This is a genomic window from Enterococcus mundtii (genome assembly GCF_013394305.1).
Classification (GTDB): domain Bacteria; phylum Bacillota; class Bacilli; order Lactobacillales; family Enterococcaceae; genus Enterococcus_B; species Enterococcus_B pernyi.
The window spans coordinates 1,822,918-1,839,561 of record NZ_AP019810.1 but is presented as its reverse complement, the minus strand read 5'-3'; the positions used below and the strand labels follow the sequence as shown (position 1 = coordinate 1,839,561).

Annotated in this window: 17 protein-coding genes and 1 tRNA gene; 4 read left to right on the top strand and 14 right to left on the bottom strand. The window is 36.1% G+C overall.

All coding sequences use genetic code 11. The features are described 5' to 3' along the window. Positions 1-37: 37 nt before the first annotated feature. A complete protein-coding gene (locus HZ311_RS08915) occupies positions 38-1,105 on the bottom strand; it encodes a D-alanine--D-alanine ligase (RefSeq protein ID WP_023518947.1) in 1,068 nt (355 codons plus the stop codon). Positions 1,106-1,283: 178 nt separating this feature from the next. On the opposite strand from HZ311_RS08915, the gene HZ311_RS08910 reads away from it, so the two are divergent. Continuing rightward, complete coding sequence (locus HZ311_RS08910; protein ID WP_178946630.1) at positions 1,284-3,029, top strand: ABC1 kinase family protein; 1,746 nt, start codon at positions 1,284-1,286, stop codon at positions 3,027-3,029. 179 nt (positions 3,030-3,208) lie between these two features. Here HZ311_RS08910 and HZ311_RS08905 read toward each other — a convergent pair whose 3' ends face one another. The 5 genes from HZ311_RS08905 to HZ311_RS08885 all read right to left on the bottom strand — a co-directional run bounded on the left by HZ311_RS08905 (position 3,209) and on the right by HZ311_RS08885 (position 7,101). Continuing rightward, positions 3,209-3,574, bottom strand: a complete 366-nt coding sequence (locus tag HZ311_RS08905) for a DUF2512 family protein (protein WP_010734357.1) — start codon at positions 3,572-3,574, stop codon at positions 3,209-3,211. 175 nt (positions 3,575-3,749) lie between these two features. Next, positions 3,750-4,196, bottom strand: a complete 447-nt coding sequence (locus tag HZ311_RS08900; protein WP_010734359.1) for a YaiI/YqxD family protein — start codon at positions 4,194-4,196, stop codon at positions 3,750-3,752. After that, a complete protein-coding gene (locus HZ311_RS08895) occupies positions 4,177-5,550 on the bottom strand; it encodes a hypothetical protein (protein WP_023518946.1) in 1,374 nt (457 codons plus the stop codon). Before HZ311_RS08895 ends, HZ311_RS08900 begins: the two co-directional genes overlap by 20 nt. Positions 5,551-5,984: 434 nt before the next feature. Next, positions 5,985-6,473 (bottom strand): GNAT family N-acetyltransferase, encoded by a 489-nt coding sequence (locus HZ311_RS08890; RefSeq protein WP_175401354.1) that lies wholly within the window; start codon positions 6,471-6,473, stop codon positions 5,985-5,987. 25 nt (positions 6,474-6,498) lie between these two features. Beyond that, the gene (locus HZ311_RS08885; protein ID WP_023518945.1) at positions 6,499-7,101 is read right to left on the bottom strand and encodes a TVP38/TMEM64 family protein; all 603 of its coding nucleotides are present in this window, start codon (positions 7,099-7,101) and stop codon (positions 6,499-6,501) included. Between the two features lie 630 nt (positions 7,102-7,731). Here HZ311_RS08885 and HZ311_RS08880 point away from each other — a divergent pair. From HZ311_RS08880 to HZ311_RS08875, 3 genes are all read left to right on the top strand, one after another. Beyond that, positions 7,732-8,493, top strand: a complete 762-nt coding sequence (locus tag HZ311_RS08880) for an SHOCT domain-containing protein (RefSeq protein ID WP_178946629.1) — start codon at positions 7,732-7,734, stop codon at positions 8,491-8,493. Positions 8,494-8,589: 96 nt separating this feature from the next. Next, entirely contained in the window at positions 8,590-8,895 is a 306-nt protein-coding gene (locus HZ311_RS15760) for a DUF5960 family protein (RefSeq protein ID WP_232092474.1), read from the top strand. 99 nt (positions 8,896-8,994) lie between these two features. After that, a complete protein-coding gene (locus HZ311_RS08875; RefSeq protein ID WP_178946628.1) occupies positions 8,995-9,741 on the top strand; it encodes a hypothetical protein in 747 nt (248 codons plus the stop codon). 204 nt (positions 9,742-9,945) lie between these two features. On the opposite strand, the gene HZ311_RS08870 is transcribed toward HZ311_RS08875, so the two are convergent. From HZ311_RS08870 to HZ311_RS08835, 8 genes are all read right to left on the bottom strand, one after another. Then, positions 9,946-10,019, bottom strand: a tRNA-Ile gene (locus HZ311_RS08870). A 474-nt stretch (positions 10,020-10,493) separates the two neighbouring features. After that, positions 10,494-11,981 (bottom strand): P-loop ATPase, Sll1717 family, encoded by a 1,488-nt coding sequence (locus HZ311_RS08865; protein WP_178946627.1) that lies wholly within the window; start codon positions 11,979-11,981, stop codon positions 10,494-10,496. Between the two features lie 103 nt (positions 11,982-12,084). Next, the gene (locus HZ311_RS08860; protein WP_178946626.1) at positions 12,085-13,080 is read right to left on the bottom strand and encodes an N-acetylmuramoyl-L-alanine amidase; all 996 of its coding nucleotides are present in this window, start codon (positions 13,078-13,080) and stop codon (positions 12,085-12,087) included. After that, positions 13,080-13,334 (bottom strand): hypothetical protein, encoded by a 255-nt coding sequence (locus tag HZ311_RS08855; RefSeq protein WP_178946625.1) that lies wholly within the window; start codon positions 13,332-13,334, stop codon positions 13,080-13,082. Before HZ311_RS08855 ends, HZ311_RS08860 begins: the two co-directional genes overlap by 1 nt. Beyond that, complete coding sequence (locus tag HZ311_RS08850) at positions 13,324-13,743, bottom strand: phage holin family protein (protein WP_178946624.1); 420 nt, start codon at positions 13,741-13,743, stop codon at positions 13,324-13,326. The genes HZ311_RS08855 and HZ311_RS08850 overlap by 11 nt, the downstream gene beginning before the upstream one ends. Before the next feature lie 60 nt (positions 13,744-13,803). Then, positions 13,804-13,932, bottom strand: a complete 129-nt coding sequence (locus HZ311_RS08845; RefSeq protein ID WP_178946623.1) for an XkdX family protein — start codon at positions 13,930-13,932, stop codon at positions 13,804-13,806. Beyond that, positions 13,925-14,380, bottom strand: a complete 456-nt coding sequence (locus tag HZ311_RS08840; protein WP_178946622.1) for a hypothetical protein — start codon at positions 14,378-14,380, stop codon at positions 13,925-13,927. The genes HZ311_RS08845 and HZ311_RS08840 overlap by 8 nt, the downstream gene beginning before the upstream one ends. 15 nt (positions 14,381-14,395) lie before the next feature. Beyond that, the gene (locus HZ311_RS08835) at positions 14,396-16,627 is read right to left on the bottom strand and encodes a BppU family phage baseplate upper protein (RefSeq protein WP_178946621.1); all 2,232 of its coding nucleotides are present in this window, start codon (positions 16,625-16,627) and stop codon (positions 14,396-14,398) included. Positions 16,628-16,644: the final 17 nt, after the last annotated feature.

The window sequence follows — 16,644 nt, the reverse complement described above, 5'->3', positions numbered from 1 at the left end:
CTTCGACACATTCATACTTGTGCTGATTACGTTTCAATTAGTCAAAGAAACTTTGTCTTTGATTATGACGGTTCAAGCCTAATTGGATCAACTCTTCAATCAAGTCACCGTATTTCAAGCCCATATTTTCCCATAGCAAGGGGTACATGCTGAATGCTGTAAATCCAGGCATTGAATTTAATTCATTAAGGAATAATTCATTTTTATTCGTCAAGAAGAAATCACAACGGCTCAAGCCACTTCCACCTAACATCGTATACGCTAATTTTGCGTACTCTTGTGCTTTTTGATGGACTTCTTCTGGTACTTCTGCTGGAATCTGCATCTCGATGCGATTATTGATGTACTTCGCATCATAATCGTAAAATGCCACGTCTTTTACCACTTCACCAGGCAAGGTCGTGCGGACGTCTTCATTCCCTAAAACAGCGACTTCGATCTCCCGTGCTTCGATTCCTTGTTCAACGATGGCACGTGAATCGTATTGGTAAGCTGTTGCTAAGGCATTCTGTAATTCTTCTCGATTTTCAGCCTTAGTGATCCCCACGCTTGATCCCATATTTGCTGGCTTCACGAACATCGGATAAAGCAATGAGCCTTCACATTGGTCAAATACCTTTTTAGGATTTTCTTTCCATTGATTCTTCAAAACTGGAACATAAGGTACTTGCGGTACACCGGCTGCTTGTAAAATATATTTTGTCATGATCTTATCCATGGCACAAGCACTTGTCAGTACACCCGCACCGACGTAAGGCATATTCAAGGTTTCTAAGAATCCTTGGATCGTGCCATCCTCGCCATTTGGACCGTGAAGAACTGGGAAGACGATGGTTCCTTCTTCTTTGATCTCTCCTGGATTGATGACAGTACCCGTAAATCCTTCTGTCATTTTCCCACTTGGGTCCCACGTCAAGTGCAATTCTTCTTCACTTGTAGGTTTTTCAGTCAACAACGGGCCTTTGACCCATTGTCCGTCTTTACTAATAAATACGAGCTGTACTTGATAATAAGCATAATAAATAGCATTTAAAACGGAAAACGCTGAAAGAATCGAAACTTCGTGTTCCGCACTGCGTCCACCATATAATAAAGTAATCTTCAAAAGATTTTCCTCCTGTATTCGATATCATTCATTTTTACTTCATATTTTAGCACAAAAACAAAAGATGCAAACAGCTTATTTGAAAAAAGGTGAGGTACATGTCATTTTATTCAAAAAACAGCGGAATAGTTGTCGCTTTTTTTCTTTATCGTTATGATAAGAGAAAGGAGGCATAGTTATGACCAAAACTACTTCTCGAAGCCGGTTAACAGAAATCATTCACGTATTCATCAAAGAAAATGTTCTGCCTAATCTGATCCAACAAAAAAATCCTGAACAAGTAAAAAAAGCCTTTGAAGAACTTGGCTCAACCTTTATAAAAATTGGGCAAATGCTTTCTGTCCGTGATGACTTACTCTCTGCTGAGTTTACTAAGACATTCAAAACATTGCAAGACAATGTACCAAGTGATCCCTTTGTCACGACGAAAAAAACGATTGAACAGGAATTAGACGCATCCTTAGAAACGATTTTTACTAGCTTCAATAAAGCACCTTTCGCTTCTGCCTCTATGGGTCAAGCGCATCGTGCAACGTTAAAGAATGGCGATGCAGTCGTTGTAAAAGTCCAACATCCAAATATTGCGAAGGAAATCATGATGGACTTACAGTTATTCGAACGGGCGATTCCTTTGATCAAATATATTCCTGAAACAAGCGTCATCGATTTAAAAGGCGTGTTGCAAGAAGTCAAACGTTCATTGACAAACGAATTGGACTTCTACAAAGAAAGTCAAAATGGTGCACTTTTCTATAATCTAAACAACCATTGGTATGAAATTAGATCCCCTAAAATCTATGAGGCACTTTGCACAAAAAAAGTTATTGTGATGGAAGAAATGTCTGGAAAGAACTTCAACCAATTGATGAATCTTGAAGAAACGGATGAACGCCTCATTGAGACACTTACGAATACTCAATTGAAACAACAAGTGGCTAAACGATTGATCGAACATTTTATGAAGCAAATCTTTGACGATGGCTTTTTTCATGCCGATCCACATCCTGGGAATTTATTGTTCCATCCTTTAAGCGTTGAAGAACTTTCAGAAAATGTAACGACAGACACAAAAGAACACCAAAAACAACTAGGCTCGATTTCTTTCAAAACGACTGCTACTGTCACTGAACCATTGCAACCATATACAATCAGTTATATTGATTTCGGTATGATGGGTAGTCTCTCTGCTTCGCTAAGACAAAAGCTGATGGAAATCGTTTTAGCGATTTATACACGAGATATTTACCGTATTGAAAAAGCCGTCATCAACTTATGTCAACAAGAAGGGCCTTTTGATGAAAGTGAATTCCATCAACAACTCGCTAGCTTTTTGACGCAATATTTAGACCTCCCCATTGAAGAAATCGACTTGCAAGAAGTCTTTGCGCAGATCGTCTCGATTTGCCACCAGAACAACTTACAAATCGATCGTGATATCACGTTATTGCTTAAAGCGTTTAGCACATTAGAAGGAGTGATTCGTGTCCTTGATCCTGAAGTATCTTTGATGGAAGTCGCTACGCCCATTGCACAACGATATTTCTTAGCACATCTCTCTGTCGAAGATACCTTGAAGCAAGCGGGCTTAGATATACTCGATGGTATCAAAACCGTACCGAAAATCCCGCAACAAGTCTATCACCTTCTAGAAACTTGGCGTTCTGGACAAGGAAAAATCAATTTGGAACTAAAAAAACAAGACCAACTGATGAACCGGATCGAAAGTATGGTGAACCGTTTAGTATTTGGTGTGATACTCGCCGCATTGATCGTCGGCTCTTCGTTGCTTGTCCAAGCTGCACCAGACGATCAAATCAATTTTATTACACTATTAGGTATATTCACGTATACGATCGCAGCTGTGGTCATTCTCTTTTTAGCCATTGATACACTGATCAACTATTATAAAAAAAGACGAAAATAAACGAAAACATCCCAAAATATGAAACTATTTTCGGATGTTCTCGTTTATTTTTTTAGCTGTGTACTTTTGACACAACCTCATTGCTTGATGATTAGAGTTGCGGATACGACTATTCCTGTTTTTTAGTCTGTAGCCTTTTACTCGCTATCTATTTGATAATTTTAGCTTTTTTGGTTTGATTATTTCATTTTTCGTTCATCTGGTACGATTCTTTGCGAGAGCAACCACTTATGGAAGAACCATTCAGCGATCCCGATCAATACCGCCGGTACTAAAACCTTCATCCAAATATCCGTCATATCGTTCATAAAATAAAGATATAACCATAGAATGGCTGCAGCTGAACCAGCATCTGCAATTGTAGCCGCGATATTTCCTACTTTTCGTAAAATCAATAAATCACCTAATACATAGATCATGACAACAATGATTACTCCGACAATCGTTGAATCCATGAAACTAACACCATACAGTCCCGTTAAAACGATCCACAAAATTGCCCAAATCATGATTGCTTTTACCACCAACGCCTTCACATGTTTCATTTTCTGCACTCCCTTCTTTTTTGGTTAAAAATATATGATTATATAATTAAATAATCTTCATAATTATATCTTTTGTTATAGAATCAATCAAAGATATCGTACTTTTTTAGTAATAAAAAAGAGGAACACCGCTTCTGTTTAGTTAGAAACAATGTTCACCTATTTTATATTCTATTCAAATTTCTGCAAGCGCTCGGATCAACGCTTTTTTGAACCTTTGGTGATCTTCATGAGTGAAAGGCTTCGGCCCTTTCGTCCGAATGCCCGCTTTTCTCAACTTACTGCTTTGATAACGTTGTTCTAATAATCCATCAATGTTCGTGGTATCAAATTCCTTCCCCGATTGATGAAAGACTCGAACACCTTTAGGTAAGACCAATGAAGCTAAGCCATAATCTTGAGTGATCAAAAAATCACCTTTTTTGATCAGCCCGACGATTTTATAATCTGCACTGTCTGCCCCTTTATCGACGTATACAAACTGTACATAGCTTGGATACTCTTTATTGGTATAGTGATCGACACTTGTCACGATCATCACCTCTAATTGAAAAGATGCCGCAATTTCAATCACGTCATTTTTCACTGGGGAGCCGTCACCATCAATGAATATTTTTTGCATGTTCTTTCCTCCATAAAAGATAAACAGCGATTACTCCCAGGATCAATACACTGACATTTATCCATTTTACGTAAACTAACAATTGGATCATCGCTTTTGGTACGCTCAGACTACCAGTCAATTGGAGCAATACACTCACAGGTTCGTCCAACCATCGTGCCGTCACCAACAGCAATGACATCAATAAAAATTGATGGGTCACACTTCCTTTGTTTTGTGTCGTAAACTTTTTGATCACACGATTATCCATCGGTATTTCTGTATCGATCTCATAATACGTACGATTCAACCAACTACCTACTACCGCGTGCCAAAAACTTAATAAGAATAAACCAACCACAAAGCCGATTTGTGGAAGTAACAGAACCATCAACGAACTAAATAATCCAGCTAATTGAATGAGGACTGGTTCGATCGTGGGAATCTGGATTGCTTGATTGCCAATGATTTTGGCTAACACCATGCCTGCAATATAAGGTAAATACATATATACGCCTAAATAGTCGAAACCATAGACGCGGCCGATATAAAGTGTCCCGAATAAAAAAAGAAAATTACCTAACATGCCATTCAGAAAAGTAAAACTATTTAACCAAGTAGGTAATTTCCACTGCTTTCTAGCCCTTCCAAGATAAAAAGCTGCAAATAGAAACAACAGCATAAATCCATAGATTGCTACGTCAAATAATGCAGGATCAATCAACAAACGAGCATTTCTCAAAAGAAACAACAAAACGAAAAAGCCGATAAATAAAAGCAACTCTTTGGTCACTACCACATTCGACTTCATCTCTTTAAAATCCAATTCATAGCGAGGATAATGACTGATCGTATGGTATGCCATAATGTAGAACAATGTATATAACGCTAACGTCATCACGACTTGCGTCGACCCGGGAAGCTCGATCACCCGAAACAAAACAAGCAACAACAGGATCGCAAATGGAAATTTATTTGCTGACATGTTCGTGAATCCCTGTTGTTTTTCATGGTAATTCACTGTGATATTTGTGGGGATCAGCCATGCCGCACTTAGTCCTAAAAGTACACTTGACAGATAATACAGCGGGAAATAAAGGACGCCAAAAATCCCGATCAACGAACCTGCGCCACCCATCAATAAAGAAATCATCAACAAGGTATAACTATCCAGACCAAAGCGAATACTACTAACTAAAAACAGACCTGTCATTCGAAAGGTATAGAACAAAGTGAAGGGTAAAATCGACAACCATTGGTTCCCATCACTCAAACTTAAAAATAAAAGATACGGCACCAAGATAACCGTATTACTCAAAATAAAAGGTGTCGTCTGGGTAAAGTTCCGCCCAAATCGTTTGATATTATCAATCATATAAAAACTCCTTACGTGTTAAACATGAGTTACTTGTCATGTCAACGCATCATCTCTATAGGCATACCCATATGTCTGTAGGTACAAAACTGATTATACCATAGGAGCAAAGCAGCCAACACCCTATAGAGGTTGTGAAAGCAGCCCACTGATCCGCAGCCAACCGATAGACAAAAAAGCAGGAACTCCACAAAATTTGACTAGCAAATTTGGGAATCCCTGCTTATTTTTGAGTGCTGAACATTTCTGTTCGCCACTCACTGGTGCCTGAAAGAATCAGACAGACAAGTCCTTCTCCACAAAAGTCTTGTCCAGCACGCCTACATCCGGTAGGTGATCGGTGGATCATGTGCCGCCAAAATCAATTAGACCTCTAACGTTCAGAGATCTTCTCGACCCGTCGCATAACGTATACTTTAACACAAGCTACCATTTTATGCGAGTCTTTTTTTCATTTTATAATCAACCATTTGAAATCCTTCGCCGATATCGCTGATCAATTCTCCCTCAATGACAAATCCCTGATGTTGATAGACTGCGATTGCTTGTTGATTTCCTTGATTGACACGCAAGAAAATCTCCTGTGCTTCTGTTTCTTTTGCTAATTGTTCGTACCAACGAAAGACTTCTGAGGTCAAACCTTTCCCTCGTACGTCTCGAAGAATATAGAGTTTACTTAAATAGATCGAAGAACCCATCTTTTCATAAGCAGTATAGCCAATCGTTTTTCCCTCTAACTTCAATAAGAAATAGTTGACCCCTGCTGCACATTCTTTTCCGATCTGTTCTTTCGATTGATACGTCTCCAACATATAAGCGACTTGCTTTTGACCGATAATCGGCGTAAAGGCTTCGGGCCATACTTCATGGATAACTGTCACGAGTTCATCGAGTTCTTTCTCAGTTACTACTACTTTCTCCAACATTTTACTTCCTCCATTCAATGAACTAAAAATGCCCTTGTGCTTGCTGGAATAAAAACAACATGATCATACTATATACAGCGACCGACCAAGGTTTTAAAAGAATAACAATTTGCATGTATTCTCTAAATGAAAGCTTCGTCAATCCAGCGACGAGACAAATCAAATCATCTGGCGCAAAAGGTAAAAGTAAAGTAACGATCAATACCTTTTTGATATTGTTTGTTTTTTCAATGACTAGCTGTTCAAATTTTTGGAATTTTTTTGGTGATAAGATAAAACGGACAAAACTCGTACCATAATAACGCACGAATAAAAAACCGATTGCTTCACCAATAATCAAGCCAATACAACTATACAGCAACCCAAAGACATTTCCAAACATCAACATCCCTGCAACAGAAGAAATCCCTCCTGGCAGAATCGGAATGATCACTTGGATGATTTGGATAAGAATAAATAAAATGATCGCATAGCTCCCAAACTGTTGCATGAATTGTTGCAAAGAATCTGCTGATTGAAAGATTCCATGTCGATAGCCATACATGATCAATATGAAAAAAATACTTAATCCAACGAGTGGTGCGACTTGGATGGTTCTATGTACCCATGTTTTCTTCTCAACCATACGCTTCTCCTACACTTTTCATTTTTCTATGTTTCATAAAAGAACAAGTAATGAACAACTACAAAATCGTCGTATGCAACTTCGAGCAACAGAAGCTTGATCCTCTTGTGCCTTCTAAGCCCGAGTAAACAACGTGAAGTAGCTCCTTCAGAAATAAGCGTGAAATCCCAAAAATTTGAAGAAAAATTTTCGGTTTTTCACGCTTATTTCTCGGATTTGAGCACTTCCTTTATGGCTGATTACCCGCAGAAGTTACTTATAAAACGCCGTTTATTTGGTTTTAGAAGATAGGCATAACGGCTACTTCAGTTCTAACACCTGTTCTTATCTTTTTACTGGTGATTCAAAAAACTAGCAACTTTCGTTGTGATCAAGTCAATCTAAAACACGCCAGTATATTTATATATAATAAGCTCTACTAGCTGATTTTACAACGTTCACGCATTCAAGTAAATATAATAAATTATAATTATAAAAAAATGGCGGGGCAAAAGCGGGGCAATTTATAGCAAGAAAACACCTGCTCAAAAAGTACGTGTATAAGTCGTCTAACTACAGATTTTTTTAAAGGCACAATTTTTTCTTTTCTGATACAATATAGATACAAAATTAATGAAATGAGGAACGAGTATGGGTTTATTTGGTAAAAAAAATGAATTCAATATTGAAACTCTGAAAAAAAAAGCAGTGCAAAAAGAAGAATTTACAAAACAGGAGTTTAAATTTTTCACAAAAGAAGTTGGAACGTCACCTAGTGCGTACGCTTTGGACCAAAAATATCTAGATGGATCTAGAGAAAAAAATAAATCTACCTCAGATAGAGAAAAGAGATTTTCTGCCTATTCTCCTACTGAGAAGGTAGGTAATTTAGTACATTTCGATGATATAAATAAAGTCTTAAAGTTTCAAAATGGAATATCTCTTAAACCAAACTCCGCTTTAGCATACGAAGATATAGTAGATTTTGAAATTATTGAAGACAATAATCAAGTTGTAAAGAGTGGGTTAAGCACCGCTATAGGCGGAGGAGTACTTTTTGGTCCTGCAGGAGCTATTGCTGGCGCTGTCATTGGAAAAGGCAAAAAAGGAAAAGAATATGTTGAAAAGTTGCAAGTTATTTTAAAAATGAAAAATGGTCAAACAAAAACAATTGGTTTTATTTCTACAAAAACAAAAGTTAAATCTTTTACCTATAAAACTTTAGAACCGCAATTCCGTGAAACTGTTCTTAAAATTGAATCTATCATTAAGCAAAATTTAGCATTATCTGTAGAAGCAGTATCACCTACTTCATCAACTGACGAAATAAGAAAATACAAAGAGTTATTAGACGATGGAATTCTTACTCAAGAAGAATTTGATTTCAAGAAAAAGGAATTATTAGGTATATAAAAATTGATAAAGTCTGCACAGCAGGCTTTTTTCTTTACCCCCTGTTCGCTTTACAAAAAGAACGTAAGTTCTTAAAATCAAACAAGGGGGAGAGAAATGATAATCCATAAAAATGTAATGCTGTGGTTCTTTCATGATCCAAAGAAAAAATTCGAAAAAGAACTATATAAATACTGGAATTCCAAAATTGATTTTAAACTTATCGAAAACAAGCTGTTAGTCCACTTATACGAATCAAAGAAAAACTATTTTATGCTACCTGCTTCTAAGACAAATAATAATATGAACGTATATTTTTTATTTGATATTGTCACAGATGTTCCGTTAACACAAATAGAACATTGCCGATATGATTATAAGAAGTGTCTATTTATAAATCCGGAATTAATTGATCTAGCATGATCCCATGTTTTCGAATTATCGTAATAAAAAAATAAGTTTTTTATCCTATATAAAAGGATTATAATATATTAGAATACAAAAGCTTGGAGGAACTTAAGTATGACTAGAAATTTTCAGAATCGTTCTTTGTTATCAAGTACTTATGAACATCATTACCTGCCTGTACTTAAAACAAGTGATTTTACATTTTATCGTTCAGTTTTCTTGGAAGACTGGGTTTATAATAAAACTGTAAGTAAATTACATAGAGGTAATTTACGAGAAAACGATAATAAAGGAAGACATTCAAAATTATTTCCAAAACAAAAAATTTCTTATTGGGCTAGTGATCCTGAAACAGCTTTTAAAGAAATAAAAAGGCATGGTGCTGGTGATGATTATATTCAATTTGAAGCCTATGATGATGCTTCTAGTGCTTTTCCAACTATTGCTGATCCATCACCATTAACTATTGTTGATGGAAATGAAATAGGTTTTGCTGAGATTTTAAACAAAATTGAGAACGACATTGATCTAGACTCAAAAGAAGTTGATATAATCGAACAGATTACTCATGAAAAACCAGATTGTTTAGCATATACTTCAATAGCAGATCCCAAAGGAACTAATTTTTTATTTTTTGAGAAAGGATTTAGAAAACTTTCTTTGAAAAATGTAAAACTTTTTTTTAAGTCTGAATTACCCAGATTCAGCAACGTCATTCATTGTTCGACCAGCAGCGACTACGTACCTGAACCTAAAGCGTACGGATATTATTTCGAGTCAAGAACTGAAGTAAAAGAGGACAAAAAATACACTGAAACGGACGAGTATAAATCTCGTTCATCACAATGTAAATTTAAATAATTATGTACTTCCCCTCTAACAGAGTTTTTTTGTTTCTTTTCGACATTGTCGAAGCAAATTCATCCCACTTAACATCAAGACCACCACCATTAAGATTACCAGTTCAATTGTTTATTAATAGCAAAGCTATGCTGGAGGATCTAGACTAATTTATACAACTGATAAAAAATCTCAGCCAAGAATGATTGACTGAGTCTTTTACTATGTACCCTGTAGGATTCGAACCTACGACCGGACGGTTATGAGCTGTCTGCTCTGACCAACTGAGCTAAGGGTACAGATTATTACCACCATTTATTCGCTTATTCGTTAAGAAAGAGATGGCGGCAACAAAACTATTATCGCAGTAACTTAGATTGTGATTAGCAATGGGTGATAATGAATATGCGATAACTATCGAAGATTTTTTACTATTGTCAATACAGTCATCTAAATACTTTATATCGATCATTTATTCGGAAGTAAGCTACTCTTGAAGATTTACAAGAATTAGAACAGTTGATTGCAGAACGAAAAAAAGACATTGCCAGAGATTAAGCGAACCTTTGTTAAACTTACAATTCTATACTAAAAACTACCAATTGAATCAGCATGGGATAAAATAAGCACTTTATTTTTAAACAATATTATTGACAAAACATACGTATATAGATATTCTTTAATTAAGAATAGCAAATGTGAGCTAAAAATATTAGATTTTTAGACATAGCGTATTAGACGCAGCAGCAGGGAATTTCTCTGCTGCTTTTGTTTTATAATGAAAGGTAATTCTGTAACCCAAAATGTACTATGAAATCTTTGTTAAAATCTGGTTTTGGTGATGAACCATCTCTATAGGAAAACCAGTATCTATTATTATTATTTTTTCTATAGGAAACATTTCCAACTATACCTAAAGTATACAATTCTGTAGCTACATCCTCTGCAGATAAAAGTATGTTATTATTCGATTTCTTTAATTCATTATATTTATTTTCAAAATTTTTAAATTTAAATTTTCTTTTTTGATTTTGCTTGACTACTTCAATCCCCAAATTAATTTCTTCTCTGTTTGCTGAAATATTTATTTCATTTTTTATTTCAGCGAATAACCATGATGAGTAGCTTTTCTTACATAAATCAAATTTTGAATAATCAAATACCTGTTCTTTACCATATAAATTTTGGTACGTTTGTAGAAAAATAATAATATCTCTAGGTCTTCCGAAACTATGGCGTAAAAGATATTCTGCATGATTATTTACACCATCTTTGTCGTTAGGAAAGAAATGCGTATACAGCTCTGAATCATCATAATTTTTTAAAATGTCTATATTGGAATTTCTTATTTTGTGTAATAGCATTTTAATAAGGGGAGTCTGATCAGGGCTATTTTTAACTAAACTAGAATACCAATCTATTTTTATAGTACTATCGTACATACTTCTATTTAAATTATTAGATTTTTCATTCAACTCATCTAAAATATCTGTTCGAAAAGTCGAAATAATCTTAGATTGCGTATCATTTTCATATAACTCATCATTGAGCTCTTCTAAAGCTTGTAAAAAAGATTTAGCTAGATTTATGAATTCTTCTCTTGAATTACACATATTCTCCAATTCATCAATATCATCAAATATCAAATAGAAACTAGTATTTGTTTTATTCATATATTCAATCACTAATTCGGCTAAAGTATCAATTTTTTCATAATATGGTTCGGGTGTTAGCTCCTTAGTTACTTTTTTTCCTTCTGTGATAGAAATTGAAGCATTTAGAGCCGAAAGACCTGCACTAATTTTTCCATTCAATTCTTCCACATCTTCTTCCTTGATAGCTACTGTAGTAAATTTTTTTTCTTCCATTGTTGACATATCATATAAAAGATATTTATTTTTACTATTAATCATCCTACCAAATTCTGTAAAAAAAACATATCTCCAAAACGTTGTCATTTCTTGATTTTGGATTTTTTCGTAATTGAATGTTTTTAGCTTTTTACGCATAAATTTATTTGTTTCTATAATTTCACAGTAATTAAATGAAGTTTTTTCTTTTACTTTCTTAAAATATCTAGTTAATAAAGACTTACCCGTTCCTTTTCTACCAGTGACTAAATAAACGTCATCTTCACATAATCTTTGATAATAACCATCACCATCATAAAATAAACTCTCAAAGTTCATCTTTCTAGATTCTTTCTTCCCATCTGCTTTGCCAAAATCTAAATCAGCGATCAAGACTTTCTCCATCCCCATAAGTTTAACCTCCTAAAATAACAAGTTAAATTTTAACACAAGGGCTTTATTCTTGGAAGTGTATAATTTGTTTATGTAATGCCCCTCAAGGAGGGGCTATTTTTTATAGTGTTAAGAAAATATCTGAGATACGAACATCGTTGACTACACCTTCACCTTTCGCTCGATTTGCTCTTCGTAAGATAATATCGATCTTCTTACCTTTTAACCAGTCAGTATTGAAAGTTACATCAAACCCTAGCGCATCTCCACCTTGATAACCGTAAGCCTTCTTGACATCAGGCCGTGAAATACCCTTAGACTCGTATCTAGTCAATTCATTAGTCGTGCCATGCTCCATGATCAAAACCCATGCTCTTGCTCCGATTGGTCCTCGTGGTGAGTTAGGTACTAACCAGCCAGCGACACGCGCCTTTCCTTTTTCGAACACGTTGAACTTATCAAGCTTGGCAATCGCATTTCCTTGTCTAACTGGCGCACTGGCGGCAACTAGTTCATCATGCGTTTTAAATTTTGAATTAGTTGCATTGCTTGAACCGGTATTTGAATTACCACAACTCGAATTGTAGCCAAGCACACTCATCACCGCACGGATTGCTTGATCCATATTCTGATCTAACCGGCGCATGTCATTTTCATTATCGATAAAGCACCACTCGATTAATAACACATTTACACCACTATTCGTGTTTCTATGAACGAATAAACTAGTCGTTGCTTTCGCTCCTCTATCCACAATACCTAACGCTTTTGCAATTGCAGCGGATACTTCGGCAGCTTTTTTTCGTGCTTCTTCATTTCCTGCCCAATACCAAACTTCTGCACCAGTTGCTTGTCCATTGAACGCATTCAGGTGGTTCGTGATCGCCCAACCACTACCAGCATTATTCATCATGTTCACTTGATTCTGTAAATTTTGATTCACATTAGTTGCTGATTGATCGCTTGTATTCGCTACTGAAGCGATTGCTTGCATCTTTTGTGTAATCGTACGAACTACATCCGCTTCACGTCTACCATTTCCAACTGCTCCTGGATCCATCCAGTTGCTCCCGCTTTGTCGTCCGCCGTGACCGCCACCATTTGATCTAATTGTCATTATTCGCCACCTCTTCCTACGTAGAACCAATCTGAAATCATCTCTTCTGGATTGTCCGTTTTAGGGCGTTCCTTCTGCTCAAATAAAAATATTTCATCTTTATCTGTCTTAGTGAATTCAGCAGTAATCGTTAGTTTAGGTTCGGTCGAATGATTCAAAGTATGCGCAGCGTCTTCAATAACATTTTCGTTGTATTGAAATTCTGGTTTAACTACTTCGTTGTAGTCAGCGATAAATTTTTCTTTATTCCGCATTGTTTTCTTCCCCTCTTTTTGGTTCTCCATTTCCTTGTTGTTCAGTAGAATCTTTTAACTTAATGAATCGAGCTTTTACAAAGTCAGGAACTGGAATCCCTAACTGTCCCAAATTTTCAATGACCGAGATACCGTAAACAGCTATATAAGATATAACGAATGCTGTTGCGACACCTTCGAAATTCATTATTTTCAGATATGGATAAGCAACCAGAACAAGCCCAACCACTAATAAGTGCTTCACTACACCCATTAACCCCTTTGTACTATTCGCTTCTTTTCCAGCTATTCCTTTACAAATACCTGTAATAATATCTGCAATAACAATCCAGACAAAAATTTGAATATAGACATTGCTAACTAAATTCTTAAACTCTGATAACAAAACCAAATTATCAATAATCACCATGTTTCCACCCTTCTCTCTATTTATTACACACAAAAAGCGCACTCCTTTGAGTACGCCTTTCTAACTTTCTTTATTTACAATTCTATCTGCTTCATCATCTGTAATACACAACGGAACAAATTGTCGAACTTGTTCATCAGTGAAACAACCCCAATCGTACATCATTTTCACGTCATCAAAACTAAACATTCTCTTCTCCTCCTTCGGTTTCAGGATTCAATTGCTCTTTTATATTTGTAATGTCTTGTGTGCATTGATTTACAGCAAGCATTGTTTTCGAGTTTATTTGAGCTAAACTATCTGCTTTTTCTTTTAAAGCCGTATTGTCTTGCTTAATCACTACGTCATTAAGCATCAATTTACTATTTAAATGCTTTAGGTTGTCATTCTCTGACTCTAAAACATGGTACATTGCTTCTAAATTATTTAGTTTGTTATGATCTAAAACATTCGTTAAGACAATCCAACGATTTTCTTTTGGATCAAATGTTTGGTCCTCAATCGATAAAGGCTCGCCATCTTCACGTGTTCCTTCAAGTGGCGCAACCTCCGTAAACGGCACTGTTACAAGTAAGTCATCTACTACTTCACCAGCATATTCTCCGCCAGTTCTTCCATACTTCCAGATCTTTTTCACTATATTTCCTCCTTTCTAATTTTCTGGCCAATCATCATCAGTTAGCCAAACACCGCTTAGATAATGATTTCCTCCTCTAAGCGAACCAAAACGCAGGTTTGTTCCTTCGACTAAAGCAGCGCAATCCCTACGATTAGTTTCATGTAGATACAGTGGTTGAACATCAATCGGAACCATTCGAACGCCAGTAGAGATTTCTTGTGACATCTTAAAGCCGTTTCGCAATGCCAATATATTTGGTAAACTGGTTAGCTCGTTTGCACTCGTGACATTTACTCGAGCAAAAAATGTCACTATAGATCCTTTTCGTCTAAATACGTAGACAATCTCACTTATATTATTTGTAAGATTGGTAGGTACTGTTGCTGTTCCGGAGTAAGTTATTTCTCTCGTATCTTCTTTAGTTGCCACTTCTTTACCTTCAGTCTGTAAACCGCCTGTAAAGTTTTTCAAAGCAGGAATTTCTTGCGGATCCGAAAGTGTTACAGAGTCGTTCAATTCAGTTTCAGTGTACTCGGGTGTAACATCCCAGCTATAGTCGTATGGATTATTACTGTCTTTCAAACCTTCACCAAAGTACTTGTATTGTAAAATATTTGGTGTTGCTGTAGCGCCTTCTTCGAGTTTTAGCCATTCAATTACACAGCTCCCCACCGAAGCAGACGGATGTTGATAGACTCGTAAAATATCAACTGCCCCTGCATTGACATTTGCTTCTGTTATAGTAAATGTTATTTGCCATATGTCAGACAAACCTTCAACTGGCTTCATATCACCAACTCTAATCGTCCCAGCTCCAAGATAAATGTCAAAACGTTGAACATTAGGTTTCGTACCTTTTATGCTTATTGTGTAAGTTTTTCCAAGTTCCCATCGCCCTTCTCGCCTACTATCGTAAACAAGGTAGTTACTATTCGTAATAGGAAAAATCTTTGACTTGTCCGCTAAATTAGGTTTGAGTGTTACTTTACTAATCTCATAAGGTGCTAGTAATAAATTAGGTTGTATCGGTGTAACTGTAGAACCTTTTTCTATTTTTAATTTTCTAAGCGAAATCGTACCAGTGATTCGATTTGCTGTTACAACGTCTTGCAGTGCTAGATACCATTGGGTAGGTGGTGTTGTTGAAAAATTGGGGATTTGAGTACGTGAGATTTGTATCCACTTATCACGACTAGTATCTGCAATAGGTCTTGCCGTTTCTAAAGATACTGCTCCACCAGGTAGGTAATTAAGTGTAAATCTCAGGTTGCTAACATCACCTACGATATCAGAGTGAAACTTGATTTCTGCACTAATAGTATAGGTTTCCCCTGGTAAAACCGCAGGCATTCTCAGGGTAGTATTATGTCGGATAAAGGTATTTGATCCATCTAATGTGAATATAATTTCTCCTTCATCGCCATCTGTAGCTGTCCCTCCAGTTCCTAGGGTGAAGTTCTGAGCACTAACAGGCGGTAATAAGTTAGGATTACCAGAATAGTCATAGTCCCCAAAATCAATACTGTTTGAGTACATCCGTTTTAGATTACCTAAGTCACCGAGTTGTTGGTTAGTTTCATTCATCTTTCCTTCTAGTACAGTTAAGCCTTCTTGTAAAGAAGCAGTGTTTTTAGAGATTTTGTCCATGTCATCTTTAGTTTCTTGAAGTTGCACTGTGACTTCTTCCACAGTTTCTTCAATATCCTCAGTAGCTCGCGTGACAAAATTATTAATTTTTTCATTTGCAGTTTGAATCGTTTTATCTACATTTTCCAATGCTGTATTTACTGCATCAGTTGCTTCTTGTTCCACGCCTTCAAGTAATTGTTTGAAATCTTTGAAGTAATATTCCCCATTCAATTGAACATCGCCATCAATAACAGATTTTTCAATATTAAACGTAAAAGCTAAATTATCCGTATGACTACCATCAGGAAAATCAATGTAAATGTTCGCATCCACTTTCCCTTCGTAAGAAAGCAACATGTCGGGAATAGGATACTTAACAATACCTTGCATATAGCTTTCGGTAATGATTTGATTTTCAAAAATCGGGAACTCTTTTTTTTCTACCCCTTGATAAATGTACATAAAAAGTCGTACAGTTGCACCAAGCAAATCTGTTGGACTTCCATCTTGATTCTTGATTTCAAATCTTAGTACACCAGCATTCTTATCGTATGACTTGAACGTAAAACCAGTAACTTCGGTAGCCCTGCTGACAGGCTTTGTTGGAACAATCACTTTTCCTATTTTTCTCGCCATCTACTCACCGTCCTTAA